The sequence below is a fragment of the Ideonella azotifigens genome (assembly GCF_021043325.1).
In the GTDB taxonomy this organism is placed as follows: domain Bacteria; phylum Pseudomonadota; class Gammaproteobacteria; order Burkholderiales; family Burkholderiaceae_C; genus Ideonella; species Ideonella azotifigens.
In genome coordinates this window covers 1-25,589 of record NZ_JAJNKD010000025.1, presented here as the reverse complement: position 1 = coordinate 25,589, position 25,589 = coordinate 1, and the positions used below count along the sequence as shown (strand labels likewise).

25 protein-coding genes and 4 pseudogenes are annotated in these 25,589 nt (G+C 65.1%); 16 read left to right on the top strand and 13 right to left on the bottom strand.

Going from position 1 to position 25,589, the window contains the following annotated elements:
- The first annotated feature begins 58 nt into the window (after window positions 1–58).
- From LRH25_RS30660 to LRH25_RS30640, 5 genes are all read left to right on the top strand, one after another.
- Window positions 59–508 carry a helix-turn-helix domain-containing protein gene (locus LRH25_RS30660; RefSeq protein WP_141284024.1) on the top strand — a complete coding sequence of 150 codons (450 nt, stop codon included), beginning with the start codon at window positions 59–61 and terminating at the stop codon, window positions 506–508.
- Window positions 505–1,254: a StbB family protein gene (gene stbB / locus LRH25_RS30655; protein WP_141284026.1), complete on the top strand. Its 750-nt coding sequence runs from the start codon at window positions 505–507 to the stop codon at window positions 1,252–1,254. Before LRH25_RS30660 ends, stbB begins: the two co-directional genes overlap by 4 nt.
- On the top strand, window positions 1,251–1,709 hold the full coding sequence (locus LRH25_RS30650) for a hypothetical protein (protein WP_141284027.1): 459 nt from the start codon (window positions 1,251–1,253) through the stop codon (window positions 1,707–1,709). The genes stbB and LRH25_RS30650 overlap by 4 nt, the downstream gene beginning before the upstream one ends.
- A gap of 93 nt (window positions 1,710–1,802) precedes the next feature.
- Complete coding sequence (locus LRH25_RS30645; protein ID WP_141284029.1) at window positions 1,803–2,081, top strand: ribbon-helix-helix domain-containing protein; 279 nt, start codon at window positions 1,803–1,805, stop codon at window positions 2,079–2,081.
- A gap of 8 nt (window positions 2,082–2,089) precedes the next feature.
- Window positions 2,090–2,401: a type II toxin-antitoxin system RelE/ParE family toxin gene (locus LRH25_RS30640; RefSeq protein ID WP_231013132.1), complete on the top strand. Its 312-nt coding sequence runs from the start codon at window positions 2,090–2,092 to the stop codon at window positions 2,399–2,401.
- 38 nt (window positions 2,402–2,439) lie between these two features.
- Here LRH25_RS30640 and LRH25_RS30635 read toward each other — a convergent pair whose 3' ends face one another.
- The 6 genes from LRH25_RS30635 to LRH25_RS30610 form a co-directional block, all read right to left on the bottom strand.
- Window positions 2,440–2,793, bottom strand: a complete 354-nt coding sequence (locus tag LRH25_RS30635) for a DUF7673 family protein (protein WP_141284030.1) — start codon at window positions 2,791–2,793, stop codon at window positions 2,440–2,442.
- A 108-nt stretch (window positions 2,794–2,901) separates the two neighbouring features.
- Window positions 2,902–3,777, bottom strand: a complete 876-nt coding sequence (locus LRH25_RS30630) for a DUF932 domain-containing protein (protein WP_141284032.1) — start codon at window positions 3,775–3,777, stop codon at window positions 2,902–2,904.
- An 89-nt stretch (window positions 3,778–3,866) separates the two neighbouring features.
- Window positions 3,867–4,349, bottom strand: coding sequence for a single-stranded DNA-binding protein (locus tag LRH25_RS30625; RefSeq protein ID WP_141284034.1), 483 nt, complete (start codon window positions 4,347–4,349; stop codon window positions 3,867–3,869).
- Between the two features lie 874 nt (window positions 4,350–5,223).
- Complete coding sequence (radC, locus tag LRH25_RS30620) at window positions 5,224–5,745, bottom strand: RadC family protein (protein ID WP_141284037.1); 522 nt, start codon at window positions 5,743–5,745, stop codon at window positions 5,224–5,226.
- Between the two features lie 605 nt (window positions 5,746–6,350).
- Window positions 6,351–6,638 carry a hypothetical protein gene (locus LRH25_RS30615; RefSeq protein ID WP_170200671.1) on the bottom strand — a complete coding sequence of 96 codons (288 nt, stop codon included), beginning with the start codon at window positions 6,636–6,638 and terminating at the stop codon, window positions 6,351–6,353.
- Between the two features lie 238 nt (window positions 6,639–6,876).
- Window positions 6,877–7,791, bottom strand: coding sequence for a LysR family transcriptional regulator (locus tag LRH25_RS30610; protein WP_141284039.1), 915 nt, complete (start codon window positions 7,789–7,791; stop codon window positions 6,877–6,879).
- A gap of 129 nt (window positions 7,792–7,920) precedes the next feature.
- Between LRH25_RS30610 and LRH25_RS30605 the strand changes: the two genes are divergently transcribed.
- The 4 genes and pseudogenes from LRH25_RS30605 to LRH25_RS30590 form a co-directional block, all read left to right on the top strand.
- Entirely contained in the window at window positions 7,921–8,385 is a 465-nt protein-coding gene (locus LRH25_RS30605) for a (R)-mandelonitrile lyase (RefSeq protein ID WP_141284041.1), read from the top strand.
- Complete coding sequence (locus LRH25_RS30600) at window positions 8,382–8,879, top strand: (R)-mandelonitrile lyase (protein WP_141284043.1); 498 nt, start codon at window positions 8,382–8,384, stop codon at window positions 8,877–8,879. The genes LRH25_RS30605 and LRH25_RS30600 overlap by 4 nt, the downstream gene beginning before the upstream one ends.
- An 88-nt stretch (window positions 8,880–8,967) precedes the next feature.
- Complete coding sequence (locus LRH25_RS30595; RefSeq protein WP_141284045.1) at window positions 8,968–9,639, top strand: carboxymuconolactone decarboxylase family protein; 672 nt, start codon at window positions 8,968–8,970, stop codon at window positions 9,637–9,639.
- Window positions 9,640–9,701: 62 nt separating this feature from the next.
- Window positions 9,702–9,893, top strand: a pseudogene (locus LRH25_RS30590) (LysR substrate-binding domain-containing protein); the annotation flags it as partial.
- Between the two features lie 23 nt (window positions 9,894–9,916).
- On the opposite strand, the gene LRH25_RS30585 reads toward LRH25_RS30590, so the two are convergent.
- The 5 genes and pseudogenes from LRH25_RS30585 to LRH25_RS30560 form a co-directional block, all read right to left on the bottom strand.
- A complete protein-coding gene (locus LRH25_RS30585) occupies window positions 9,917–10,885 on the bottom strand; it encodes a sugar ABC transporter substrate-binding protein (protein ID WP_141284049.1) in 969 nt (322 codons plus the stop codon).
- Window positions 10,886–10,972: 87 nt separating this feature from the next.
- Window positions 10,973–12,964, bottom strand: a complete 1,992-nt coding sequence (locus LRH25_RS33235) for a methyl-accepting chemotaxis protein (RefSeq protein ID WP_170200672.1) — start codon at window positions 12,962–12,964, stop codon at window positions 10,973–10,975.
- 403 nt (window positions 12,965–13,367) lie between these two features.
- Window positions 13,368–13,742, bottom strand: a pseudogene (locus LRH25_RS30570) (IS630 family transposase); the annotation flags it as partial.
- A 16-nt stretch (window positions 13,743–13,758) separates the two neighbouring features.
- On the bottom strand, window positions 13,759–15,411 hold the full coding sequence (locus LRH25_RS30565) for an FG-GAP-like repeat-containing protein (RefSeq protein ID WP_170201154.1): 1,653 nt from the start codon (window positions 15,409–15,411) through the stop codon (window positions 13,759–13,761).
- Between the two features lie 194 nt (window positions 15,412–15,605).
- Window positions 15,606–15,929 carry a hypothetical protein gene (locus tag LRH25_RS30560; protein ID WP_231013130.1) on the bottom strand — a complete coding sequence of 108 codons (324 nt, stop codon included), beginning with the start codon at window positions 15,927–15,929 and terminating at the stop codon, window positions 15,606–15,608.
- Between the two features lie 547 nt (window positions 15,930–16,476).
- Between LRH25_RS30560 and LRH25_RS30555 the strand changes: the two genes are divergently transcribed.
- The 7 genes from LRH25_RS30555 to LRH25_RS30525 all read left to right on the top strand — a co-directional run bounded on the left by LRH25_RS30555 (window position 16,477) and on the right by LRH25_RS30525 (window position 23,991).
- A complete protein-coding gene (locus LRH25_RS30555) occupies window positions 16,477–17,808 on the top strand; it encodes an ABC transporter substrate-binding protein (RefSeq protein ID WP_375142193.1) in 1,332 nt (443 codons plus the stop codon).
- Between the two features lie 66 nt (window positions 17,809–17,874).
- Window positions 17,875–18,732, top strand: coding sequence for a carbohydrate ABC transporter permease (locus tag LRH25_RS30550; RefSeq protein WP_141286134.1), 858 nt, complete (start codon window positions 17,875–17,877; stop codon window positions 18,730–18,732).
- 9 nt (window positions 18,733–18,741) lie between these two features.
- Window positions 18,742–19,629, top strand: coding sequence for a carbohydrate ABC transporter permease (locus LRH25_RS30545; protein ID WP_231013129.1), 888 nt, complete (start codon window positions 18,742–18,744; stop codon window positions 19,627–19,629).
- A gap of 120 nt (window positions 19,630–19,749) precedes the next feature.
- Window positions 19,750–20,793, top strand: coding sequence for an ABC transporter ATP-binding protein (locus LRH25_RS30540; RefSeq protein WP_231013128.1), 1,044 nt, complete (start codon window positions 19,750–19,752; stop codon window positions 20,791–20,793).
- A 23-nt stretch (window positions 20,794–20,816) separates the two neighbouring features.
- A complete protein-coding gene (locus LRH25_RS30535) occupies window positions 20,817–21,545 on the top strand; it encodes an SDR family oxidoreductase (protein ID WP_231013127.1) in 729 nt (242 codons plus the stop codon).
- 81 nt (window positions 21,546–21,626) lie between these two features.
- Complete coding sequence (dalD, locus tag LRH25_RS30530; protein WP_141289790.1) at window positions 21,627–23,030, top strand: D-arabinitol 4-dehydrogenase; 1,404 nt, start codon at window positions 21,627–21,629, stop codon at window positions 23,028–23,030.
- Between the two features lie 13 nt (window positions 23,031–23,043).
- Entirely contained in the window at window positions 23,044–23,991 is a 948-nt protein-coding gene (locus LRH25_RS30525; RefSeq protein WP_141289789.1) for an AraC family transcriptional regulator, read from the top strand.
- 378 nt (window positions 23,992–24,369) lie between these two features.
- Here the strand turns inward: LRH25_RS30525 and LRH25_RS33365 are convergent.
- Both LRH25_RS33365 and LRH25_RS33325 read right to left on the bottom strand, forming a co-directional pair.
- Window positions 24,370–24,552 (bottom strand): annotated as a pseudogene (locus LRH25_RS33365) (IS30 family transposase); the annotation flags it as partial.
- A gap of 134 nt (window positions 24,553–24,686) precedes the next feature.
- A pseudogene (locus tag LRH25_RS33325) lies at window positions 24,687–25,511 on the bottom strand (IS630 family transposase); the annotation flags it as partial.
- Window positions 25,512–25,589 lie beyond the last annotated feature (78 nt).

The window sequence follows — 25,589 nt, the reverse complement described above, 5'->3', positions numbered from 1 at the left end:
AGACGCCACCGAGACAAAAAGCGAATCGGAACCGGATCAAACCGAATCGAAAGCGCACATGAACGACCCCGATCCGAACCACCACGACGGCACGCAGTTGGCGCCCAGACGCCCGCCAGGCCGCGGTTCGCGCAAGGCCCGCGCCTACGCCGCCGAGATGGCACGGCTTCAAGCCTTGGACTACACGCTGGACGCCATCTGCGAGGCCTTGGCGGACATTGGGGTCACGGTCAGCAGGAGCACGGTGCACCGAGAGCTGGCCAGGCGTAAAGCGATGGCTACATCGACGCACGCGATACCCGCCTGTGCCGATGCCGATACGTCTCCGCGTCAGCCTGCAAGCGGTGACGGTCTCTCCCGTAGGCCTGCACCGTCGCCTCCGGCCGCAAGTGCCCCGCCAAACCGCACCGTTGATCAACGCGGCAAGGACATTGCCGAGACCTTCATGCGCGGCCACATCACCAACCCCCTGATCCGCGCCAGGCAGCGCAACGAGGAGCAATCATGAAACTCGCGGTCATCAACTTCTCCGGCAACGTCGGCAAGACCACGGTGGCCCGGCACCTGCTGCTGCCTCGTCTGCCGGGCGCCGAGTACGTGGCGGTCGAGAGCATCAACGCGGACGAGGGCCAGGGGCAGGCCTTGCGCGGGCGCCAGTTCGGCGAGCTGCAGGAGTACCTGCAGACCGTCGACAGCCTGGTGGTCGACATCGGCGCCAGCAATGTCGAGGACTTCCTGAACCTGATGCAGCGCTACCGCGGCAGCCAGGAGGATTTCGACTGCTTTGTCGTGCCCACGGTGCCACCGCTCAAGCAACAGCAGGACACCATCGCCACCCTGGCCGAGCTGGCCCGCCTCGGCGTGCCGGCCTCCCGCATGAAGGTCGTCTTCAACATGCTGGAACACGACGCCGAGCTGACCCAGTCCTTCGAGCCGCTGCTTGCCTTCCTGGCCAAGAAACCGGTCGCGCAGGCCAACCCGGCCTGCCGACTGGGCGCAAACGAGCTCTATGCGCGCATCCGAGGAACCGGTGTCGACCTGGCGGAGCTGGCCCGCGACGAGACCGACTACAAGGGACTGATCGCCCGTGCCAAGGACACCGCAGAGAAACTTGCCCTGGCACAGAAGCTCGCCACCCGGCGCCTGGCCTGCGGCGTGGTGCCTGAGCTGGACGCCTGCTTCGCAGCCCTGGCGCTGAGACTGGGATCCGAGGCAGAGCGTAGCCCCCGGCCGTCCTCCAGGAAGGCCGCGTGAGCGAGCTCAGCAGCGCCCGCGAAGCGCTGATTGCCGAGGCGATCGGTGAGGCTGGGAGGCTGATCGAACGCCTGGAGGCGCTTGCGCCAGCACTGGACGCGAACCGCCAGGCCCTGGTCCAGTCCGGCCAGGCCATCGCTGGCCAGTTGGCCGCGTTCGAGACCCGGATGGCCGCCATCACGGAAAACGCCAAGCTGCAGGCGGTCAGGCACATCGCCCGCCGCACCGACGAGATGGCAGCGCGTACGCTGACTGCGCAAACCCGGGCCATGGAGGAGGCGGCTCTGGCGATGTTCAGGAGCGAGCTGGGCCCTGCCCTGCAGCGCCTATCAGCACAGCAACAACCTCCCGGCAAGCACGCCGGCCCCTTCGCGCGCTGGCAAACGCACGCGGCGACGGCTGTGGTGACCTCTGCCCTCACCTGGGCGATGGCGGCATGGCTGTGGGCTCGGTGATGGCGCTCGCATCCATCGGCCCGGGCGACCCTGTCGCCGTGCGCTCGTCGGCCTGGTGTAGGATTAAATCCTACGGAAATCGCGAGGACCGCCATGCGCTCAACACAGCAGTTCAGCATCACGCTGCCCAACGAGATGGCCGACGCCGTGCGCGCCAAGGTGGCCTCGGGCGAGTACGCCACGGAGAGCGAAGTGATCCGCGACGGTCTGCGTACCCTGCTCGCGCGAGATCGGGCGGTCGAGGACTGGTTGCGCAAGGATGTCGCCACCGCCTACGACGCACTGAAGGCCGACTCGTCACGTGCGGTCGGGGTCAACGCCGTCAAGGCGCGACTGGCAGCGGCGCACAAGAAGGTATCGGCGAAGGCCTGAGGCCGCATTTGGTCGTCTTCGCCCCCGAGGCGAGCGACCAGCTCGAAGCGCTGTTCCTGTACATCGCGGAACACGCCTCGCCGACCACAGCACAGCGCTACACGGATGCGGTCGTCTCGACCTGCGAAGGGCTCGCGGTGTTCCCTCAACGCGGTGTGTCACGCGAGGACATCCGCACAGGCCTGCGGCTCACGCATCACAGGGGGCGCACCGTGATCGCCTACACCGTCGACGATGAAGCCAGGACCGTGTCCATCGTCGGCTTGTTCCATGGCAGACAGGACCACGAAGGCGCTTTGACGGAGCGTTGGGACGATTGAATCGGAGCGCCGTGACTGCAACTGAGACGGTGCCGCCGTCAGCTACTGGCCGGCCACTGCAGGCCCCAGCGGTCGATCACGGCACGCAAGCGCCGATCACCATCGGGCACCAGCGTGTGCAGATCCGCGCGCGCCCACCGCAGTGCGTCCAGGCAGATCAGCATGTCGTCGCTGATGGCAACGTCGACAGCGCGCAGTTCGAACAGATCGAACTTGAAGGCCTCGCCGTTGTAGGCGGCGGCCAGGAAGCGTGCGATGCGCGGGATCTGGCCAGAGTCGCGTTCCTCGGCCAGCTTGAGCAGCCGTGCGAATGCGAGCGCGGCTGCTTGGGTGGCCAGGTGCGATCGGGACTCGCACAGCACGATCTCGGCAAAAATGGCATCGGGGTTCATGCGTGGCTCTTTGGTTTCTGGGAGGACGGCCGGCCCGATGGTCGGGCCCGCGCGCTGCCAACTGCGCGCCAGATTCGGAGAGAAATCTGGCGCGCGTTGCCGGGTGGTTCAGCCCTTGAGCTTGCGCATCTCCTCGGCCAGCATCCACAGCGCACGGTTGAGGCTCACGCCGCGGTCGATGCTGCCCACCGGCCGGGTCTGCAGGCGGCGCCCTTGGGCGCTGCGGCCGGGCTGCCCGCCGCGGATCACGTTCTCCTGCACCCGCTGGAACGTGATCCACAGGCTGTGGCCGATGTCCTCGGGCCGGCGCGCTTCAATCAGCTGCTCCGCCGTGACAGGCGCAGGACGCTGCACACCGGCCTCGTCCGGACCTCGCTCACCGAAACGCAGTGCCAGGGCGGCGTTTGCAAAGGCGATCTGCTCGGGCGGCCGCAGCTGCAGCGCCTTCATCGCCTCGGTGTGCTCGGTCACCGCCTCGAACTCGTCGAGCACTCGGAAGGCGCCTTCGATCACTTCGCCCTGGATGTTGCCTTTGTGCGGGATGCGGATGTCGTCCACCACATCGCCCACGATCAGGCCGTTGCAGCAGACGAAGCGAAACATTCCCGCGAGCATCTGGTACGAGCTGGCGCCATCGTGGCTGTTGATCAGGATGATCTCGTTGGCCTCGGCGCGGGTGCTGAGTTGACCGCTGCCGTCACGATGGTGGCGCATGCGGATCATGTGCTTGGTGAATTCGCTCTTGCCTTCGATGCGGCTCTTGCCCTGCGCCACCATGAAGGGCTCGAAGCCCTCTTTGCGCAGGCCGCGCAGCACGTCGATGGTGGGGATGTAGGTGTAGCGCTCGGAGCGGCTGCCATGCTTGCCCTGGGCGAAGATGGACGGCGCTGCGGCGCGCATCTGGTCTTCGCTCAGTGCTTGATCGCCATGCATCACGCGGGTGTCGCGGGCAAAACGGGTGGCCAGTGTCGGGGTCGAGTACATGATGATTTCCTTCGATCATTGAGTAAGGCACGAAGGGCGAGCGCGGTGCAGTGGCCTGTGGCCCAACCCGCGACCCGCCGGGGAACGTTTCAGGCGTCGGCGTGTGCCGGCTGGCGCGCGGTGCGAGGCTTGCGGGGATTACGATTCGAGGCCGCGGTGCTGACACGTTCGGCGCTGCGGTTGACGCCTTCGGCATCGGCGCCACCGTTGCGGCGGGCTTCGCTCTCGGCGCGGCTGTCGAGGTAGTCGATGTCCTCGGCCGTGAACGCCATGCCGTAGACGGTCTCGCCGTCCTTCTCGAAGTTGTTGTTGCGCAGCCGGCCGACGATGTTGACGTGCGAGCCTTTGCCCAGGTACGCCGCTGCGTTCTCGGCCTGCTTGCCCCACAGCGTCCACTGGATCGCGGTGGCTTCCTCTTCGCGGGTGCCGGCTGGATCGCGGTTCGCGCGCCGGGTGTTGCTGATCGCGGTCAGCACCGCCTTGGCAACCTGGCCGTCGCGGCCGTTGACGAATTCGAGTTTGACGGCACCGGCCAGGTGCGCGTGACGCTGGATGACTTGAACGTTGGCCATGAGGGGCTCCTTGCAAGAACGATCAGCCGGACACCGCCCTGGTGTTCCTCAAAACTGATCCTCTCGCTCGGACTTCCTCGCTCCCGCCCACGGGCGGGCGGGGGGTGGGCATGGCCCCTTCCCTCACGGGAAGGGGTGGGGGATGGGTGGTGTGACCCGCAGCCGAAGCAGTGCGCCGGTTTCCCGGCCCACCGCTTGAAGATCCCCCCACAAGTCCCCCTCGCAATTCGATGGGGGCGCAGTTGGGGGGAGCGCGGTGGGACGACTGGCGCACGGGCTGCCCTCCCCTGTATCTCCACGGGAGGCGCAGCGTCGCGGCCGATGTGCCAGCTTGTCTGGCGCGGCGGTTGCAGCGAAGGCGCCCGAACGCCCACGAGCAGCGGCGCCTCTGCGGCCGACGTGCCACCAAGCGCAGCGACTGGCGCGGCGGTCGAGCCGCTGCGAACACTTCTTTGCACCCGATCTTCAGCGGCCCGGCTTCGGGCATGGCGGGTGACCGGGGTGGCGATCTGGCTGGCGCCGCATAGAGTGGAGCGCAGCGCAGCGAACTGCAAGCCGGTCAGTTCGCCAAGCAGGCCTCGTTCACGCGCAGCGTGAAGGAAACAAGGCCCGCGCGCCCCGGACACGGGAAAGGGCCGCCGTCGCCGTTCCCACCGGCCCAGCCGGCCTGACCGTGTTGCGTGAGAGATGGCAGCCCGTCAGGGGCGAGACGCTGAGCCCTTAACAGCGGCTCGCTGCGCAGCAGCGCAACAGCCCGCCCCCACGCAGCGGGGACACGCCCAGCGAGAGACTGTTCCCGCCACAGACGGCACGGCAGCCTCAGACGCCAGGCAGACTGCAGGCCAACGAGAGCGGACCAGGTCCGCCCAGGGCTTCACAAGAGCCCGCGTTCGGCAAAGCTCACTGCCGCCGCGCCTGCCACCACCAGGTGATCCAGCACCCGCACGTCCACCAGCGCCAGCGCAGCCTTCAACCCGCTGGTAACGGCTTCATCTGCACGACTGGGCTCCGCAAGCCCCGACGGATGGTTGTGCGCCAGGATCACCGCTGCCGCGTTCAGCGCCAGCGCTTCCTTGACCACCTCCCGGGGATAGACCGACGTCTGGCTGACCGTGCCGCGGAACATCTCCTTGCAAGCCAGCACGCGATGCTGGGAGTCCAGGAAGAGGATCGCGAACACCTCGTGTTCCAGCAGCCCGATCTGCAGCGACAGGTACTCCCTGACTTCCTGCGGCGACGTCAGTTCCGGACCGCGCCGGATCCACTGCGACAGCACTTGCCGCGCCTCGTGCAGCACTTCTTCGGGCTTGGCCGCGCGGTGGTGGCCATCGGGCTCCTGCACCAGCAGCGCGGTGAACAGGCCGAACTGCGCAGACGATTGAACGGTCGAGGACATGGCGAGCTCCAGTCTGAGTCGGGCGGGATTGCCCGAGACCGGGACGCATCGACGCAGCGCAGCTGTCAAGGCTCGCCGACGACCGCAGGGCGCAAGCGCTCGCCACCGCGAGCGCGCAGGCCTTGACCGCGAGAACGTCGGGGCACGATGGGTCGACACGGCAACCCCCCCTCCGCACGCCACCAACACCAGCGGAAGGACCGCCGGCAATGCCGGCCTCGCCGAACTGCGTGAGGGATCAAAGCCCGTCAGGGGCGAGACGTTGGCCGCAGGACAGCGGCTCGACGCCCAGCGCGCGAGCCCGGCCCAGCAAAGCGGGGACACGCCTGCCCCTTGCCCGAAGCTTGCAGCGACCGCCCACCAAGCCTCAAGTCATGCAGTTGCCCCCAAGCGATGGGGACAACGCTGTGGAGAACCCGTGCGCGGCGTCGCTAAGCCATTGCCATCACTGGGCCGGCGACGGATTGCCTCGAAAGACGGCACTTGTGTAACCGAAGGGCCGTTCGAGCGGATCTGCAACCGAGTTGCAAGCCTGACCAGGGTGCCCCATTGCCCGAGCTCGTCCTGCCGCAGCCGCCGACCATGGACATGGGCGGCCACGGCCTCTACTCGACGGTGGGCGAGTACATGAAGTTCATCCGCATGTTGCTCAACGATGGCGCCGGAGCCAACGGACGCGTGTTGAGACCCGAGACCGTCGCATCGATGACGCGCAGCGGGTTGCCAAGCGGGCTGCGCAGCGGCGGGTGGACGACATCGATCGCTTCCTTGTCGAACGACGGCGAGTATTTCCCCACGGTGCCGAAGAACTGGGTTACACCTTTCAGATCAACGAGAAAGCGACGCCTTCCGGCCGACCGGCCGGCCGGTTCACTGATGTGGGCAGTTTGCACAACTAGCTCGCGCGATCGCCGGCAACGGGTAACGCGCCGGGAACCAGATTCGAGGCCCTTCACCCCGTCTGGGATTTCGAGCGGCGGGGTAGTAAGACCGGTACGCGCAATGCGGGACGGGTGCCCGAAGTTTGCCGGGTACCGTACTCCCCCAGCAAACGCCAGCCCCTCGCCGGCCTTCTCGCTGGTGATGAAAGCGCCGCGCTTCAGTGGTCCACGGCGACAATGGCGTTCGCGGTCAGAAGCGGGCACTCTCAGTCGGCCCGCGGTACCTGAGCGCTTCGATGACAAGGGCCAACGCGGGCGCCATCTGGCGCCGACTCGCGTAATACAGGTGATAGCCCGGAAAGCTAGGCCACCAATCTCTCAGCACTGCCACCAGTGTGCCCTCGGCGATGTGCGGGCGGACAAGATCGAGCGGCACGTAGGCAAAACCCATCCCATCGACAGCAGCCCGCAGCATCAGAGGCGTGTTGTTGAAAACCGTCTGGCCCTCGACCTTCACATTGACGGACTTCTTTCCCTTCTCGAAATCCCACGCATACAGGTTGCCTCGGGTGGGCAGGCGCAAGTTCACGCACCGGTGGGCGGTCAGGTCCTGCGGCGTCTTCGGAATCGACTTGCCCTCGATGTATCCGGGCGATCCCACGACCGCCATTCGCATGTCGGGTGCGATGCGAACGGCCACCAAGTCCTTGTCCACCCGGTCTCCGACACGCACGCCGGCATCAAAACGCTGAGAGGCGATGTCCGTGAATCCATAGTCCACACTGAACTCGATCTGGATGTCGGGATATTGCCGGAGCAAGGGCAGCAGCCGCGGCCAGAGCGCTGTTGTGATCGCGTGGTCATGCGCGGTGATGCGCACGGTGCCGGCGGGCCGGTCGCGCATCGCACTGAGTGAACCGAGTTCGTCCTCGATTTCCTGCAGCCTTGGTGCTACCGCGCCAAGGAGTCGGGCGCCGGCTTCGGTCGTCGAAACGCTTCTTGTGGTGCGCGTCAGAAGACGAACCCCGAGCCGCGCTTCCAGAGCCAACATGGCGTGACTCACTCCCGAACGCGACACACCTAGCTGGGCGGCGGCTCGGGTGAAGCTGCGCTCCCGCGCGACGACAACAAAAGCCTGTAGATCGTTCAGATTTTCTTTGGCCATTGGTGAGCGGCGTGCACAAGCGTGTTCAGATTCTCCTACCTTCTCAACCAATGTGCTCGCAAATAGAGTTCGGCCATTGTCACCGCAACCATCGTGCAGCGGCACCCAACAAAATGAAGGGGCCTTCCAATGAAGCTCATACACCCCGGCACGGAGCCATCCGCCAGAGGACCCGCTGATTTTTTCACCGGCGAGGTCCGCATCGACATGCTGAACAGTCCGCCTGCGCCGGCACGGGCATCGTGTGCGAGCGTAACCTTCGAACCGGGCGCGCGTTCGGCCTGGCACACGCATCCCTTGGGACAGACCTTGATCGTCACGGCGGGCTGCGGCTGGACCCAGTGCGAAGGAGAGCCAATCGTCGAAATCCGTGCGGGCGACGTCATCTGGTGCCCGCCGGGTCACAAGCACTGGCATGGCGCGACCGCGACCACGGCCATGACACACATCGCCGTGACCGAGGCGTTCGACGGAAAGAACGTCGAGTGGTTGGAGCACGTGACCGAGCCGAGTATTTGGAAGGGCCATCGAGCAGCACGGCAGCGCACGGTTGACCTGCTCTCCACACCCTATCCCACCAGGAGTTCGAGATGAATGTACGTACGACCGGAATCACAGGCTGCCTCGCGGTGATGCATGCGTGTCTCGCCGGCGCCGTTGAGCCATCCCCAACGAGTGCCGCTGCACAACAACAGATCACTCGAGCTGGGTCTCAACCATCCGCGACTGGGCCCGAGGCCTTCTTCACGGGGCGAGTACGAGTCGATCCGATCTGGCCAGCGAGCAGCGACATCAACGCCTCGGGAGCCTACGTGACCTTCGAGCCGGGTGCGCGCTCAGCTTGGCATTCCCATCCGAAGGGTCAGCAACTGGTTGTGCTTTCCGGATTTGGTCGAACTCAGGAATTGGGCAAGCCCGTGCAGGAACTCCGTCCCGGCGATGTCGTGTGGTGTCCGCCCGGCGTCAAGCACTGGCACGGCGCTTCGCCCACGACGGCGATGACGCACATCGCGGTCACGGGGACTGCCAATGGCAAAAATGTCGAATGGATGGAGAAGGTCAGTGATGAGCAGTACACGGCACGCTGATCGATTTGGGCGATGCGCCGCCGGCTTAACGCTGGGCTTCGCGGCCGCGTTCTGCCAGGCAGCCGCACCGGCGCAGGAGTCACAAGCCATGTCCAATACCCAGCCCGCCTCACAAACGCTGTCGATTCGACAGCAAGCCATCATTCCGATTGCTGCGTTCGGCGCCGCCGGCGACATGCCCCGTTTGGTCGTCGCGCTGAATCAGGGCCTCGACGCGGGCATGACTGTGAATGACGCCAAGGAAGTGTTGATTCAGCTCTACGCGTACGCCGGCTTTCCGCGCAGCTTGAATGCCCTGGGCGAGTTGATGAAGGTCGTAGACGCCCGCAAGCAGCGCGGCCTCCAGGACGCGCAGGGCCGCACGCCGAGTCGCGCAATTGCACAGGGCGATGCGTTGCTGGCGGCCGGAACAGCAAATCAAACCAAGCTCGCTGGCGGCCCCGTGAAGGGTCCGCTGTTCGAGTTCGTGCCTGCGGCCGATGAGTACCTCAAGACGCATCTGTTCGGCGACATCTTCGAGCGTGACAACCTGGACTGGCAAACTCGCGAACTCGCTACAGTCAGCATGCTGTCGGCATTGCAAGGCACCGAATCTCAGCTGCGGTCGCACATAAGTTTTAGCATGAACATCGGAGTCACTGCCGCTCAGCTCGGCCGGTTGGTCGAGGTTCTGGCAGATCGCGTAGGCATCGAAGCCGCAAGCCGGGCACGGGCTTCGCTCGCCGCTCAACGGGCATCGCAACCGATGCCGCCAGTGTAGTGCTTTGTTCTTGGGTGAACTTAACTGTGTTGGCGCCGACTGGAAACTGAGCAGCGCTTTCAGGCCATGGATTGGCCTTCCTGCCGGAAGACATGGTCCTGCCCCATGTCGAGGCCGGACGTCTCAAGAAGGTGATGCCCGAATGGTGTCCGCGCTTCCCCGGCCTGCATGCCTATTACACCAGTCGGCGGCATCCGACGCGGGCATTGGCGACGGTGATCGAAGCGCTGCAGCAGTCCGCCCAAACCGAGTGAAGGCCAGGTCCTGAAGGTACCGGTCACCATTCAGGTGGGCAGCTCGCAAGGGTGTCTCTGGTGATCAAAGGGGTCTCGTAGGTCAAGAACTGAGCCTTTGCGGTGTTCTTACCCGTCGCAGCCTCGTAAAGGGCTTTGGCAGCGAGGCGGCCAATTGTACCTGGACGGGTGCAAACCGACCCATCAAAAACGCCACTGCGAACAGCCTCGTTGCCCAAGGCGGACCCCCCGCCAGTGGCAATCAGGCGGGTCTTTGCGCCTGCCGCCTGGATGGCGCGAGCGCAGCCAAGCGCCATGTCATCGGCATGACTGAATAGCAGGTCCAGCTTGGGATTTGCCTTCAGCATTTCACTGCAGACGGCCTCTCCTTTGGCGGGAGACCAGTCCGTGGCGCGAGAAGCGACGATCTTGTAAGGAATGCCGGACTTGTCCAGCGCCTTTCGGAATCCTTCATTGCGCTGGGTAACTGCGGAAAAGCCAGCTGCCCCTTCCACCACGCCGATGGTGCCCGCATGGTCGTGCGGCAGCAACTTCACCGCCAGTTCACCGGCCCGTTCCCCGGCCACGACGTCATCCGTGGCGACAAACGCCGTGAGCTTCTCGTACACGTACTTGGGGCCCTTTTTCGGATCTCCGACCTGAGACGCTGCAGCCACAAAGGGGATGTTGTGACCGGCTGCATCATCCACCCATTGCACAGCCTGCCCGGCGTCGGCAACGATCGCAGCGATGCCATCGACCTTGTACCCGACCATGTCCTCAATGGCGTGTGCCTGCCGCTCCACATTGGAGTGTGGATTCAGGATGATGGCTTTGCAGCCCAGCTCGACACAGGCCTTCTTGAAGCCGCTCGCCACGGCGGCGTCATAGGGATATTGGGTGTTATTGGCAACGTAGACAAGCGTGATGTCCTTGGCGGTTGCTGAATGGGTTGCGATGGCCGCTGAAAACGCGACCAAGACAGAAGGCAGAATTTGGCGATACTTGATCATGTTGATCTCGCGTAACGTGGGCTCGGCCGATCAAGCGCGGACGCGCTTGATGCCTGCGCATGCTGTTAGGGATGGCTCGGCCGCGCTTCAAACGGCGATGCGGAAAACTGCAACCGCTTGCACCAAGGCTGCTGCCTCGTGACTCAGGCTTTCTGCAGCTGCGGCGGATTCCTCCACAAGAGAGGAGTTTTGCTGCGTGGACGTATCCATCGAGTTGATTGCCTCGCCAACCTGCGCGACACCGGTTCGCTGCACTGCACTGGCGACATTGATTTCGCTCATGAGCGACGTGACATTGCGAATTGACGTCACCACCTCGTCCATGGTGCCGCCTGCGCGAGCCACCAACGCTGTACCACGTTCGACCTGCTCCACGCTGGCAGAAATGAGACCTCGGATCTGCCGCGCCGCGTCGGCGCTTCGACCCGCTAAGGAACGCACTTCGCTTGCTACCACCGCAAACCCTCGCCCCTGTTCCCCCGCACGGGCCGCTTCGACGGCGGCATTGAGCGCCAAGATATTGGTTTGGAAAGCAATGCCATCAATGACGCCGATGATCTCCCCTATCTTGCGGCTGCCGTCATTGATCACGCGCATGGTGTCCACGACCTCGGCGACCACTTCGCCGCCTCTGGCGGCCACCTCGGAGGCATCGCGGGCAAGATGATCGGCGCGTTCCGCTGCCGTGGCGTTGCGGCGGACGTTCGCGCCGAGTTCCTCCATCGTGGCCGCCGTCTGCTGCAAAGCGCTTGCCTGGCGCTCCGTGCGCTGGCTCAAATCAAGGTTGCCCTGGGCAATCTCAGAACTGGCATTTGCCACACTGTCACTGCCATCGCGAACCCGCCGTACCACATCGGTCAGGCGAAGGTTCATGTCCCTCAGCGCTGACATCAACTGGCCGACCTCGTCTGATCCCGTGACCTCGACCTCCGTCCTCAGATCTCCCTCCGCCACGTGCCGTGCGACCTGTACCGCTTTGGCCAGAGAATGTGACGTACTGCGCGCGATGGCCACGAGCATGAGCGCTGCCAAAGCTGCGACTCCCACCATCAACGCGATGGTCCAACTCATGGTCACCCGCGATTGAGACTGCTGTCGAGCCAGCAGCGCATTGATCACGTTGAATGACTGCGTGATCATGGTGAACTGTGCATCAATCAGAATTGTGGTTTCGCCGAAGTATTCGGCCGATGTACCTGAGGGCAATCGTTGCTGCAGAAATGTCTGGTCGATCACCGAGCCCATCACCTGGGCCGAGCCCAAGGCCGAACCAGCCACTTCTTTGAGCGCGCTGTCGTCTGCTGACAAAGATCGGGCGACACGCTGGAAGTCCACACGAACAGCGTCCAGTTGGAACAGCATTTGATCGAGTTGCAGCGACAGAGTGGCTTGATCGGCGCCGCTGACCCCCCGATGCGACAAGGCGCTGGCACTGACGGCCTGCATTCTGCTCATGCGCTCGGTGAGTGCGGGGAGGGACAGAAGCGCCATCTGCGCAAGATGCAGCGTCTCGCCCTCACGATCCAATCCTATCCGTGACACATCCGCCACCCGCCCCAGCAATGCCAACTCCGAGGCTGCCAAGGCTGCATGCTGATCCAGGCTGGTGGAGGGATCGATCGAGCCGGTTGCGGCAGCCTGTCGCAAGGGCATCCATTCGCTCGCCACCTTTTCTGCGGCACCCGTGAACTCATCAGAACGGACACGCAGGCGATCTAAAGCGGCATCCACCTCCGCAGCCTTGCCTTTGAGCGCAGCAACTTGTCCTTCATCACCCGCCTGTGCCATGGCCGCAATGGTTCGGTGCTGCTGCGTCAAACGCAGCAACTCCAGCACCGATTGAGCCTCGCTCAGACCTTCTCGCTGAGCCGCAACCCGCCGCTCCTCGTTGGCCAGGTTGGTCATGATCAACGCCGTCGGCACTGCTGCCATGAGCACCGCGCAACCACCAATCAAGGCAAACTTTCGACGGATTGGCCAACGATTGAGTAGGTCTGCAAAAGTTATCGCTCGCATGCGTATGGCCTTGTAGTGATGGGTTGCGAATTTGTCTCGATCGAGCAAGCATTCTTCGTCCACCGCCCACTTCACTTGAGCAGATAAAGGCGCCCTACTGGCCCCAATTCAAGATCATCTGCTGTATTCGTCACGAAGTGTGACATCGCGCGCACACGGCCAGTGATGCGGGGGTGGAGGCATGTCCGGGCGACACCAGGCTGTCTGAACCGGCCTTTCGTCGTCGGGGCCGATCTCAAGTTCAAGCGCTGGCAGATAGCCATCCCATTGCGCTTCGGTGCGCGGGCCTGCGATGGTGGCGCTCACGAGTGGGTTCTTCAACACCCATGCCAGTGCGAACACCACGGATGTCGTCCCTCGTTGATCGGCATGGCGCGCGACAGCTGGGCGACCTGAAGTGATTCGGAGCGCCATTCCGTCTGTTGAGCAACCGGTCGCCAATGCGGGTGGCTTTGACCTGCCCAGGCACGCTGGTGAACACGCCTCGCCGCAGCGGCTCGGTCGTGATGTCGCGGAAGAAGCGCTCGACCATGTTCAGCCACGGAGCAGAGGTCGGCGTGAGGTGCATGTTGAAGCTCGGATGCCTGGCCAGCCATTCCTGCACGGCGGGGTGCTTGTGCGTGGCGTAGTTGTCGGCGATCAGGTGCAGCTTCTTTTCCTTGGGTGTCTCACGGTCGATCTTGCGCAGGAACTTCAGCCACTCGGCATGGGTGTGTCGCTGGCATTGGCCGATGACCTGACCATCGAGCACGTTGAGCGCGGCGAACGGCTTGGTTGTGCCGTTGCGCTTGTAGTCGTGCGTCACGATGGTCGCGCGGCTCTTCTTTGGCAAACCCGGCTGTCGAACGTGAGGGTGATCAGGGCTGCAGCTTGCCGGTGCCACTTTGCAAGATCTGGACCGGCAGCGTGCTGCGCGACTGCAGGGCCACCTGCAGCTTGGCGCTGCTGTTGCTCACGGTGTCGGCGGTGACCACGTCGGGCAGGCCGTCCTGGTTCAGGTCGACCGCGGCGAGTGCGTGTGGCTCGTCGGTGCCGGTCACGAAGTTGGCCTGGATGAAGCTGGGGTTGTCGCTGCTGGCGGTGCTGCGGTTCAGCAGCACGCCGATCGAGCCTGCGGTCGAGTTGCCGGTGCCCAGGTAGCTGACCAGCACGTCGGTGCGGCCGTCCAGGTCCATGTCGGCGGTGGTCAGGCCGTAGGGCACGCCGCCGATCTCGCGCACGTTGGCGGCGAAGACCGGCGTGGTGGCGCCGACCGGGGTGCGGTTGACCAGCAAGGCCCAGGTGCTGCCGGCGGTGCCGTTGTTGTTGACGGTGACGATGTCCAGCTTGCCGTCGCCGTCGATGTCCAGCGTGGCCATGTCGGAGGCGGGCTCGCCGGTTTCAAAGGTGAAGGCCGGCGCGAAGCTGATCTTCGAGGAACCGGCGGGCGTGGTGTTGAGCAGGATGGCGACGGTGGCATGCGAGGCGTCGTAGTGATTGCCCAGCGCGATGTCGGGTTTGCCGTCGCCGTTGAAGTCGCCGGTGACCACGGTCTGCGGAGACGAGAAGCGGCTGTTGGTGTCGGCCGAGAAGCCGATGGGGGCGTCCAGCGCCACGGTGGTCTCGCCGCGCTTGGTCAGGTTGCGGAAGACGATGGCGCGGTTGCTGTTGGCTTTTGAGCGGGAACCGAAGCCGGCGCCGACGATGTCGATCTTGCCGTCGCCATCGAAGTCGGCACAGGCCATCTGGTTCATGTAGCCCCAGGGCAGAGAGACCACGTCGGTGCGCACGAAGCTCAGCGCGCCGGGCTGCGAAGTGTTCATCTGTACCGTGAACTGGTTGGTCCCGGCAACGGCGGCCACCAGGTCCGGCAGGCCGTCGCCGTTGAGGTCGCAGGCCACGGGCTTGTTCGGTGCGGAGACCATGCCCAGCGCCACGGGGGCGGCCAGCACCGGCGCAGTGGTGGCGCCGGCGGTGGTGTTGTTGAGCATCACGTCCAGGGTGCCCGCGGTGTAATTGGCCAGCACCAGGTCGGGCTTGCCGTCGCCGTCCAGGTCGGCGCTGGCCATGCCGTAGATGTACTGGCCGATGGTGGCAGAGGGCTCGGTGGTGACCAGCGCCAGCGTGTCCAGGCTGCCTACGGCTTCGACGGCCTGGTCCAACTGCAGCGTGAACTTGCCCAGCTTGCGGTGCTTGGCGTCCTTGCCCAGCACCTGCACCGGCACAGTGACGCTGGTGGCGCCGGCAGGAATGGTGGCAATGCCGCTGGTGGGCCAGTAGTCCTTGCCGGCCTTGGCCGAGCCGTCCACCGTCTGGTAATGCACGCTGACGGTGTTCGTGGTGTCGCCCTGGCGCACGATCTTCATCGGCAGCACGGTGGGCTGGTCGCCCAGCGTGACCGCGCCGTTCTTGCCGTTCAGGGCGGCGGCGGACTGGGCATGGGCCGAGTCGCCCAGGGCGAGGACGGCCAGCGCGGCGGCCAGCAACTGGGCGGAGGGCAGAAGGCGGAAACAGGCAACAACGGCGGGCACGGGCAAACTCCTAGCGGACAAGCTTCTGGGATGCGGGGGATGCCCGGGCGGGTGGCTCGGGCCCCGCCAGGTGGCGGTAGTGCGGCAGTGGGGTGATCTGCAGCCCTGGGCACGAAGATAGGCGGGGGTGCCGGCCAAGTCCTGCCCAATTGATGACCAAACCATGACTGCGGGGGGTAGGCCCGCGCCGGGGCTCAGAGCAGCGTGAGCAGGCGGGGTGCGCGCGGCGGCGCGGGCGTGTCCTCAGCCGCCGCATAGAAAGGGCCCAGTGCGGCCAGGAAGGGCGGTGTGCGGTGGCGCATGGCCTCCAGCGCAGCCTGGTGCAGCTCGCCGGCTTCGTCGCGCCGGCCCTGGGCCAGCGCCAGCCGGGCGGCCGCCGCCAGGCCCAGCGGGTGCTCGCGCAGCCAGGGGCCGATGTCGCGCAGCAGGCGGGCCGCCTCGCTCGGCTGGCCGGCTTCCAGTTGCAGCCAGGCGGCGTCCAGCTGCGCATGGGCGCGGGTGCTGCCCAGCGGCGCCATCTGGCGTGTCTGGGCCAGCAGCGCCGGACCAGGTTGGCATTGACGCCGTTGGCCATCGCCACCGACGCCTTCGAGACGCCAGGCCTGCAGCAGGCGGGAACCACATGGGCCTTGAACTCGGGGCTGTGACGGCAACGCTGGCTGCGGCCTTCGTCTTTAAGAGTCGCACGTGGATCATCACATTTTGAAGCCAGATGCCTCGGCATCGCGGTCACCATGGACGATAGCGGCGCAGATGCTCTTCAGCCTTGTCAAGCCCCTGCTGCTGATGACGTGTGGTGCTTGCAGGTCCATATCGGTTGCAGCACTGGCATGCGACCCAGGGCAGCCTCCCGATGTCGGCACAGCACATACGCCGCCGATGCCACAACAGGTATGCAATTCCACCGACCTGGGGAAAACCTGGGCATTTGCGCGCAATGAAGTACAGACACTGGCAGCGGCAGTATCAAAACCGCGGACCTCCCTCGCTGAAGATGCGCACGCTGCGCCCTGCGGGCAGGCAGCGACAACACCAAACGCCCCGACATCTCAGGAGACACACAACATGAACCGCAGTAAGACCTGCCTGACCCTCGTCGTCCAGGCCGCGCTGGGTGCGCTGGGCCTGGCCTCGGCCACCTTCACCCACGCCGCCACCGAGCTGGTGATCGCCACGGTGAACAACGGCCACATGATCGAGATGCAGAAGCTCGGCAAGAACTTCGAGCAAGCCAACCCGGACATCACGCTGAAGTGGGTCACGTTGGAAGAAGGCACGCTGCGCCAGCGCGTGACGACCGACATCGCCACCAAAGGCGGCCAGTTCGACATCATGACCATCGGCATGTACGAGACACCGATCTGGGGCAAGAAGGGCTGGCTGCAGCCGCTGAAGACCGACGCCGCCTATGACGTGGACGACCTGCTGCCGGCCGTTCGCGGTGGCCTGTCGCTGGACGGCAAGCTCTACGCAGCACCGTTCTACGGTGAGAGCTCGATGCTGATGTACCGCAAGGACCTGGCGGACAAGGTGGGCGTGACCGTGCCGGAGCGCCCGACCTGGACCCAGATCAAGGACCTGGCGTCCAAGATCCACGACCCGAAGAACGGCGTGTACGGCATCTGCCTGCGCGGCAAGCCGGGCTGGGGCGACAACATGGCCTTCCTCACTACGCTGGTGAACACCAACGGCGGCCAGTGGTTCGACATGCAGTGGAAGCCGCAGATCGACACCAAGCCCTGGCATGACGCGATCACCTTCTACGTCGACCTGCTGAAGAACTACGGCCCCCCAGGCTCCTCGGCCAACAGCTTCAACGAGATCCTGGCGCTGACCAACGCCGGCAAGTGCGGCATGTGGATCGACGCGACGATTGCCGCTTCCTTCGTCAGCGATCCGAAGCAGTCCAAGGTGGCCGACAAGATGGCCTTTGCGCAGGCCCCCACCGCCGTCACGCCCAAGGGCGCGAACTGGCTGTGGTCCTGGAACCTGGCCATCCCGGCCGGCTCGCAGAAGGTCGACGCGGCACAGAAGTTCATCACCTGGGCCACCAGCAAGGAATACATCCAGCTGGTCGCCAAGACGAACGGCTGGGCCAACGTGCCCACCGGCACCCGCAAGTCCACCTACGCTTCGCCGGAATTCCAGAAGGCCGCGCGTTTTGCCGCGGCCGAGAAGACCGCCATCGACAGCGCCAACCCGAACGACTCGACGCTGCCGAAGTCGCCGTACGTGGGCGTGCAGTTCGCAGCCATCCCTGAGTTCCAGGCCATCGGCATCGCCGTGGGCCAGCAGATGAGCGCGGCCCTGTCCGGCAAGACGACGGTGGACGCGGCGCTGAAAGCCAGCCAAATCTCCGCCGAACGTGAAATGAAAAAAAGCGGTTATTACAAGTAAGCCGGCACCTGCCGCCTGACGGGCCACCGCTGCGGCGGTGGCCAGCCTCATTGCCGAGACCTCGCCATGAATCGCTTCATGCCCCGCGCCCTGATGGCGCCGGCCATCGGCACGCTCTTCCTGTGGATGATCGTGCCGCTGGTCATGACGCTGTACTTCAGCGCCATCCGCTTCAACCTGATGCAGCCGGACGTGACCGGATTTGCGGGGCTGGAAAACTTCGAGTACTTCATCACCGACGCCTCGTTCTGGCCGGCGGTGATGAACACCGTGCTGCTGCTCGGCAGCGTGATCGTCATCACCGTGGTGATGGGCGTGGGGCTGGCACTGCTGATCGACGCACCCTTCCCCGGCCGCGGGCTGGTGCGCGTGCTGCTCATCTCGCCTTTCTTCGTCATGCCCACGGTCAATGCGCTGCTGTGGAAGCACATGATGATGAACCCGATCTACGGCGTGCTGGCGCAGGTCTGGCAGGCCTTCGGCGCACAGCCGGTGGACTGGCTAACCGACTGGCCGCTGCTCAGCGTGATCATCATGATCAGCTGGCAGTGGCTGCCGTTTGCCACGCTGATCTTCATGACTGCGCTGCAGTCGCTCAACCGCGAGCAGCTCGAGGCCGCGCGCATGGACGGCGCCAACTACCTGCAGCAGCTGCGCTACATGGTGCTGCCGCACCTGGGCCGTTCGGTGGCGGTGGTGGTGATGATCGAGATGATCTTCCTGATCAGCGTGTTCGCCGAGATCTTCACCACGACCTCCGGCGGCCCAGGTGATGCCAGCACCAACATCGCCTTCCTGATCTTCAAGCAGGCGCTGCTGAACTTCGACGCCGGCGTGGCTTCCGCAGGCGCGCTGTTCGCCGTCGTGCTGGCCAACATCGCGGCGATCTTCCTGATCCGCCTCGTCGGTAAGAACCTCGATTGAGGGAACGACATGCCCACCACCACTTCTTCCACGCTGCCCACTGTGGAAACCGCGCCGGCCGACATCCTGCTCGCCCCGCGCCGCTTCCCGCTGGCGCTGGTCGTGCGCACCCTCGTCGCCTGGGCGGTCACGCTGCTGCTGTTCTTCCCGCTGGGCTTTTTGATCGCCACCGCGTTCAAGACCGAACTGCAGGCGATTGCGGTGCCCACCGAATGGCTGTTCAGCCCCACGCTGGAAAACTTCCACGAGGTGCAGGCCCGCAGCGACTACCTGCTCTACGCGACCAACTCGCTGATCACCAGCGTGGTGTCCACCGTGCTGGGCCTGATGATTGCCGCGCCGGCCGCGTATTCGATGGCCTTCTTCCGTAGCAAGCGCACGCGGGACATCCTGATGTGGATGCTGTCGACCAAGATGATGCCGGCCGTCGGCGCGCTGGTGCCGATCTACGTGCTGGCCCAGCAAAGCGCGCTGCTGGACACACGCACCGGGCTGATCATCGTGTTCACGCTGAGCAACCTGCCCATCATGGTCTGGATGCTGTATTCGGCCTTCAAGGACATCCCGCCCGAGATCCTGGAAGCCGCGCGCATGGACGGCGCCACGCTCTGGCAGGAAGCCTACAAAGTGCTGCTGCCGCTGGGCATGGGCGGCCTCGCGTCCACCGGCCTGCTGTGCCTGGTGCTGAGCTGGAACGAGGCCTTCTGGTCGCTGAACCTCAGCTCCGCCAAGGCCGGCACGCTGGCCACGCTGATCGCCTCCTACGCCAGCCCCGAAGGCCTGTTCTGGGCCAAGCTCTCCGCCGCCTCGCTGATGGCCATTGCACCCATCGTCGTGTTCGGCTGGTTCAGTCAAAAACAACTCGTCCAGGGTCTCACCTTCGGCGCCGTGAAATGACCCACCCCCGAAGCGCCTTCGGCGCTCCCCCTCAAGGGGGCGCAGCCAGCGGCCCGGCAAAGCCGGATCCGCGGCTGCCGCTTGACGAAATACCTCACCACATCATTTGAGGCACCTCTCATGGCATACCTTCAGCTCAAGCAATTCCGCAAGCAGTTCGGCGCGGTCGAGACCATCAAGGGCGTGGACCTGTCCATCGAGCCCGGCGAGTTCGTGGTGTTTGTCGGGCCATCCGGCTGCGGCAAGTCCACGCTGCTGCGCCTGATCGCCGGGCTGGAAACGGTGACCAGCGGCCAGCTGATGCTGGACGGCCGCGACATCACGCACGCCCCTTCGTCCAAGCGCGACCTGGCGATGGTTTTCCAGAGCTACGCGCTGTACCCGCACATGAGCGTGTACGAGAACATGAGCTTCGCGCTGAAGCTGGCCAAGGTCAGCGAAAGCGAGATCCGCGAGAAGGTCGAGCGCGCCGCGAAGATCCTGAACCTCACCGCCTACCTGCAGCGCACGCCCAAGGAGCTGTCCGGCGGCCAGCGCCAGCGCGTGGCCATCGGCCGCGCCATCGTGCGCTCGCCCAAGGTCTTCCTGTTCGACGAGCCGCTGTCCAACCTGGACGCCGCGCTGCGCGGCCAGACCCGCGTGGAGATTGCCAAGCTGCATCGCGAGCTGGGCGCCACCACCATCTACGTGACGCACGACCAGGTCGAAGCGATGACGCTGGCCGACCGCGTGGTGGTGCTGCGCGACGGCAAGATCGAGCAGGTCGGCACGCCGCTGGAGCTGTACGACAAGCCGGCCAACCAGTTCGTGGCGCAGTTCATCGGCACGCCGCAGATGAACGTGGTCGCGCTGCCCCAGGCCCCGGCCTCGGTGCAGCAGCGGGCTCCGGCCGGCGCCGCCGGTGGCGCGATGGGGCTGCGGCCGGAAAGCATCGTGGTGCGCGCCGTGGGCAGCACGCCGGTGGCCGGGCAGGTGGAGCTGGTCGAGGCGCTCGGCGCCGAGACCCTGATCTACGTCAGCACCCCGGCTGGCGCGCAGTTCGTGGCGCGTCAGAACGAGCGCACCACGCTGCACCCGGGCGCCGCCGTCAGCCTGGAGTTCGACACCTCGCGAGCCCACTGGTTCGACCCCGCCGGACGCGTGGTCGCCCAGCAAACCGCCTGAGCCCGGAGCCTACCCAAATGAGCATGAACCTTCCTCTCGCCGGCCAGGTGGCCGCGGTCACCGGCGCGGCCTCGGGCATTGGCCTGGCCAGCGCACGCGCCATGGTCGAGGCTGGCGCCCGGGTGGTGCTGATCGACCGCGACGGCCAGGCGCTGGAACGCGCCTGCGCGTTGCTCGGCTCGACCGCGCTGCCAGTGGTGCTGGACCTGCTGGACCCGGCCCAGTGCGCCACGCTGCTGGCACGCACGCTGGCCCTCACCGGCCAGCTCGACATCTTCCACGCCAACGCCGGCTTGTATGTCGGCGGCGACCTGGTCGACGCCGACCCGGAGGCGATCGACCGGATGCTGAACCTGAACGTCAACGTGGTAATGAAAAATGTGCACAACGTGCTGCCCCACATGATCGGGCGCGGCACCGGAGACATCATCGTCACCAGCTCGTTGGCAGCGCATTTCCCCACCCCATGGGAGCCGGTCTATGCTTCGTCCAAATGGGCAGTGAACTGCTTTGTGCAGACCGTGCGGCGCCAGGTCTTCAAGCACGGCATCCGGGTGGGAGCGATCTCGCCTGGCCCGGTCATCACCTCGCTGCTGGCCGACTGGCCGGCCGAGAAGCTGGCCGAAGCCAAGGCCAACGGCAGCCTGATCGAGGCCGAGGAAGTCGCCAATGTGGTGCTGTTCATGCTCACGAGGCCGCGTGGCATGACGATCCGCGACGTGGTGATGATGCCCACCCAGTTCGACCTCTGAAGCCCTGTTTCACCTTCTCTCGGCTCTCCTTTCTTTCCTGCCTTTCAGAACGCAGCCGTCAGACCACGAAGGCCTTTTTCCATGTCCACCATGCTCCACCTCGGCCTGGGTTCGTTCCACCGCGCGCACCAGGCCCTCTACGTACACCAACTGCGGCAGACGGGCGACACCCGCTGGTCCATCACCGGCGGCAACCTGCGCCCCGACATGCTCGACACCATTGCCGCGCTGCAGGCGCAGGGCGGTGCCTACACGCTGGAAACTATCACGCCGCAGGGCGAGCGCAGCTACACCCGCATCGAATCCATCCAGCGCGTGATCCCCTACCAAGACGACTTGGCCCCGCTGATCGCCGCAGGCACCGACCCGGCGACCCGCATCATCTCCTTCACCGTCACCGAGGCGGGCTACTACCTGGACGCGCAGGACCGCCTTGATTGGGCCACTTTCCCCGACTTGCGCAATGACCTGGCGGCGGTAAAGGCGGGCGGCGCAGGCCACACGATCTACGGCGGCCTGGTCAGCCTGCTGCGCGCTCGCGCAGCCGCGGGCGCAGGAGGCGTGACGCTGCTGAACTGCGACAACCTGCGCCACAACGGCGACCGCTCGCGCGGCGGCCTGCTGCAGTTCATCGACGCGCTGGGCGACAGCGCGCTGAAGGCCTGGGTCGAGGCCCACACCACCAGCCCCAACGCGATGGTCGACCGCATCACCCCGCGCCCAACGCCGGATGTGGCCGAGCGCGTCAAGGCCGCCACCGGACGCGACGACCCCGCCGCACTGATGGGCGAAAGCTTCATCCAGTGGGTGATCGAAGACCGCTTCATCGCCGGCCGCCCCGAATGGGAAAAGGTCGGCGTGGATATGGTGGATTCGGTCGCGGCCTACGAGGAAGCCAAGATCCGCCTGCTGAACGCCACCCACAGCTGCATTGCCTGGGCCGGCACGCTGGCGGGCCACCTCTACATCCACGAAGGCACGCAGGACGCCGAGATCCGGAAGATGGCCTACGACTACGTGACCGACGACGCCATTCCGGTGCTGCACACGCCCGAGAAGCCCTGCCCGCTGGACCTGGCCCGCTACCGCGACGTGGTGCTGGACCGCTTCGGCAACCCGGCGATCCAGGACACCAACCAGCGCGTGGCGATGGATGCGTTCTCGAAGATCCCCGGCATGATCGCGCCGACCATCCGCGACAAACTCGCCATGGGCGGCACCATCCGCAGCGTGGCGATGCTGCCTGCACTGTTCCTGGCCTACCTGCAGCGCTGGCACGCGGGCGGCCTGCCCTACGCCTACCAGGACCAGGCCATGGACCCCGCGGTGGCCCATGCGATCTGCGAGGCCGCCGACCCGGTGGCCGCGTTTGGTGCGGACCCCACGCTGTGGGGCGAGCTGGCCGGCGATGCCCGCCTGTTGGATGCGCTGCGCGTAGCGTTTGCGCAGGTGCAAGCCTTTGTGGCCCGCCGCGCTGCGGTCTGAGTCTGGAGCCGTGATGTCGCTCAAGCCCGTGACCCCGCGTGTCGTCCGCCCCGAGCTCGAACACGAACTCGCCCGCTCGCCTGATCTCGGCTATGAAGCTTCTAGTGAGGTCGGATTCGTGCGCTGCCTCGCGCACGGCTACCCCACGCCGCATGCCCGCTGGCATTACCACGACGAGTACGAGCTGCACCTCATCACCAGCACCAGCGGCAAGCTGTTCGTTGGCGATTGGATCGGACCGTTTCAGCCGGGGCAACTGGTACTCACCGGGCCGCGCCTGCCGCACAACTGGGTGAGCATGGACCTACCAGCCGGCGGCGTTGAACAACGCGACCTGGTAATCCAGTTCTCGCACGAGCCTCTGGTTCGCACGGCCGAAACGATCCCGGAGTTGCGTGAGGTTCTGCCGCTACTGGAGCGCGCCAAGAACGGAATTGAGTTTTTCGGTTTGTCGGAACGAGCGGAGTCACACTGGCAGCGAGTTAAGTCGTCGCGTGGGCTGCGCAGGCTGACCGCCTTCTGCGACTGCCTGGCAGACCTGGCGGCCTGCACTGACTACCGGCTGCTGTCGAGCGTACAGCTGCAGAGCACGGGCGACGATGCCTCGCTGGCCCACGTGCATGCTGTGGTCAGCCGCATCACCGGTCACCTGGCCGACGAACATTCGGCAGCCGCATTGGCAGCCGAGCTTGGCATGAGCGAAAGCCGCTTCTCGCGCTTCTTCCGCCGCGCTACCGGCAATACTTTCACCGACTTCGTCAACCGCATCCGAGTGAACCGCGCCTGCCAGCTGCTGATGGATTCGGACCGGCTGGTGACGCATATCTGCTTCGAGGTGGGCTTCAACAATGTCGCCAACTTCAACCGCCGGTTCCTGGACATAAAGGGTATGACGCCCACCGAATTCCGCCGCCAGGCCGGTCAACGCTTCGGCGTGCTGCCCGAAGGGCGGAGGAGTTGAGCTGCATGAGGCTTCGCATCGGTCTCGACACCTCCTACACCAGGCCGCTGTTGGGCACGCTGCGGCAGAAGTCGCCGCCCCCAGCAAGGTCCCTGACGATCTCGCAGCCGTAGCCCATTTCGAGCGAACAGCATCCGCTGCAGTGGTGCGCCACCGCCGACAGGATGCAGTAGCTTGCCCCGCTGCGTCCGCCAGCCATGGCTGCGGGGTTCGCGCCGTCTTCCCCTGCGACCCGATGCACGGCAGGTACCTGCTAGGCGCCGCGACATCAATCATTCGCAAAGTGACGACAACAGTTGAGCCGCTCATGTGTCTTGCCCGTGCCTGCCGAAATTTGGGGCTGCGGTCTGAAGTCCGACACTCGGCATCGTTGCAATGTCAGTGGGTTGTGGCCTGAGCCTGTTGGTTGATGCCTTGCATGAGCTCTGCGAACACCTGAATGGGACTGCGCCAGTTCAGCGTTTGACGAGGCCGGTTGTTGAGCAGATCGGCGATGGCATCGAGCGCGATCTGATCGTGCACCGACAGGTCCGCGCCCTTGAGCAACATCTGCTGTACCAATGCACGAACTCTCGCGCCCAATCGCGCGCCGCGCCGAGATTGGCAAAGCCCGCAGCGGGGAACTCCGGCCGGTACTTCGCCGTGCGGAACAGGCTTTCGACCAAGGCGTTGTCGTCGCTCACGCGCGGCCGCGAGTACGAAGGCTTCGCCCCCAGCCACCACAGCATCGCCAGCACTGTGGTGGCCTTGAGCGTGGCGCCGTTGTCGCCATGCAGCACTGGCCTTTCGTCGCGAGGCATCGCGTGGATTTCCTCGGCCAGCGCAGTGCGCTGCACGAGCCGTGCAGCATGGTCCGAGTTGTCGTCTTCGTGCACCTGGAAGCCCACGATCTTGCGGCTGTAAACGTCCAGGATCAGGTACAGGAAGAACCATCGGCCAGCGACGTCCGTGGGCAAGAACGTCATGTCCCAGCACCACGGCTTGGGGTCGGTGTTGTGGTGAGCGACGTATTCATCGATCGCCGCCACCAGTTCGGGCACACTGGTGAACACACCCCGGCACAGCCGCTCGGTGGTCAGATCGCGGAAGAAGCGCTCCACCATGTTCAACCACCACGTCGAAGTTGGCGTGAAGTGCGTGTTGAATCGCGGGTGCTTGGCCAGCCAATCCTGTACCGCCGGTTGCTTATAGGTGGCGTAGTTGTCGGCAATCAGGTGCAGCGTCTTGTCCTTGGGCGTTTCGGGGTCGATCTTGCGCAGGAACTTCAGCCAGTCGGCATGGGTGCGTCGCTGCTGGCATTGGCCGATGACCTTGCCGTCCAACACATTGAGCGCGGCAAACAGCGTGGTTGTGCCGTTGCGCTTGTAGTCGTGCGTCATGGTGGCCGCGCGGCCCTTCTTGAGTGGCAGACCTGGCTGCGTGCGATCAAGTGCCTGCACCTGGCTCTTCTAATCGCAGCACAGCACCAAGGCGTGCTCCGGCGGCGACATGTAGAGGCCCACGATGTCTTCGAGCTTCTCGGGGCCTGTCAGGAGATTTGTGTGTGAGGCATAGCATGTCGACAAGGAACATGAATGCCACGCAAATCGAAAACCGCA

Excerpts from the sequence above, each read along its gene's own strand:
- LRH25_RS30660 (WP_141284024.1), top strand. The coding sequence starts at position 59 with ATGAACGACCCCGATCCGAACCACCACGACGGCACGCAGTTGGCGCCC.
- stbB (WP_141284026.1), top strand. The coding sequence starts at position 505 with ATGAAACTCGCGGTCATCAACTTCTCCGGCAACGTCGGCAAGACCACG.
- LRH25_RS30645 (WP_141284029.1), top strand. The coding sequence starts at position 1,803 with ATGCGCTCAACACAGCAGTTCAGCATCACGCTGCCCAACGAGATGGCC.
- LRH25_RS30635 (WP_141284030.1), bottom strand. The coding sequence starts at position 2,793 with ATGAACCCCGATGCCATTTTTGCCGAGATCGTGCTGTGCGAGTCCCGA.
- LRH25_RS30630 (WP_141284032.1), bottom strand. The coding sequence starts at position 3,777 with ATGTACTCGACCCCGACACTGGCCACCCGTTTTGCCCGCGACACCCGC.
- LRH25_RS30625 (WP_141284034.1), bottom strand. The coding sequence starts at position 4,349 with ATGGCCAACGTTCAAGTCATCCAGCGTCACGCGCACCTGGCCGGTGCC.
- radC (WP_141284037.1), bottom strand. The coding sequence starts at position 5,745 with ATGTCCTCGACCGTTCAATCGTCTGCGCAGTTCGGCCTGTTCACCGCG.
- LRH25_RS30610 (WP_141284039.1), bottom strand. The coding sequence starts at position 7,791 with ATGGCCAAAGAAAATCTGAACGATCTACAGGCTTTTGTTGTCGTCGCG.
- LRH25_RS30605 (WP_141284041.1), top strand. The coding sequence starts at position 7,921 with ATGAAGCTCATACACCCCGGCACGGAGCCATCCGCCAGAGGACCCGCT.
- LRH25_RS30600 (WP_141284043.1), top strand. The coding sequence starts at position 8,382 with ATGAATGTACGTACGACCGGAATCACAGGCTGCCTCGCGGTGATGCAT.
- LRH25_RS30595 (WP_141284045.1), top strand. The coding sequence starts at position 8,968 with ATGTCCAATACCCAGCCCGCCTCACAAACGCTGTCGATTCGACAGCAA.
- LRH25_RS30585 (WP_141284049.1), bottom strand. The coding sequence starts at position 10,885 with ATGATCAAGTATCGCCAAATTCTGCCTTCTGTCTTGGTCGCGTTTTCA.
- LRH25_RS30560 (WP_231013130.1), bottom strand. The coding sequence starts at position 15,929 with ATGGCGCCGCTGGGCAGCACCCGCGCCCATGCGCAGCTGGACGCCGCC.
- LRH25_RS30555 (WP_375142193.1), top strand. The coding sequence starts at position 16,477 with ATGAACCGCAGTAAGACCTGCCTGACCCTCGTCGTCCAGGCCGCGCTG.
- LRH25_RS30550 (WP_141286134.1), top strand. The coding sequence starts at position 17,875 with ATGAATCGCTTCATGCCCCGCGCCCTGATGGCGCCGGCCATCGGCACG.
- LRH25_RS30545 (WP_231013129.1), top strand. The coding sequence starts at position 18,742 with ATGCCCACCACCACTTCTTCCACGCTGCCCACTGTGGAAACCGCGCCG.
- LRH25_RS30540 (WP_231013128.1), top strand. The coding sequence starts at position 19,750 with ATGGCATACCTTCAGCTCAAGCAATTCCGCAAGCAGTTCGGCGCGGTC.
- LRH25_RS30535 (WP_231013127.1), top strand. The coding sequence starts at position 20,817 with ATGAACCTTCCTCTCGCCGGCCAGGTGGCCGCGGTCACCGGCGCGGCC.
- dalD (WP_141289790.1), top strand. The coding sequence starts at position 21,627 with ATGTCCACCATGCTCCACCTCGGCCTGGGTTCGTTCCACCGCGCGCAC.
- LRH25_RS30525 (WP_141289789.1), top strand. The coding sequence starts at position 23,044 with ATGTCGCTCAAGCCCGTGACCCCGCGTGTCGTCCGCCCCGAGCTCGAA.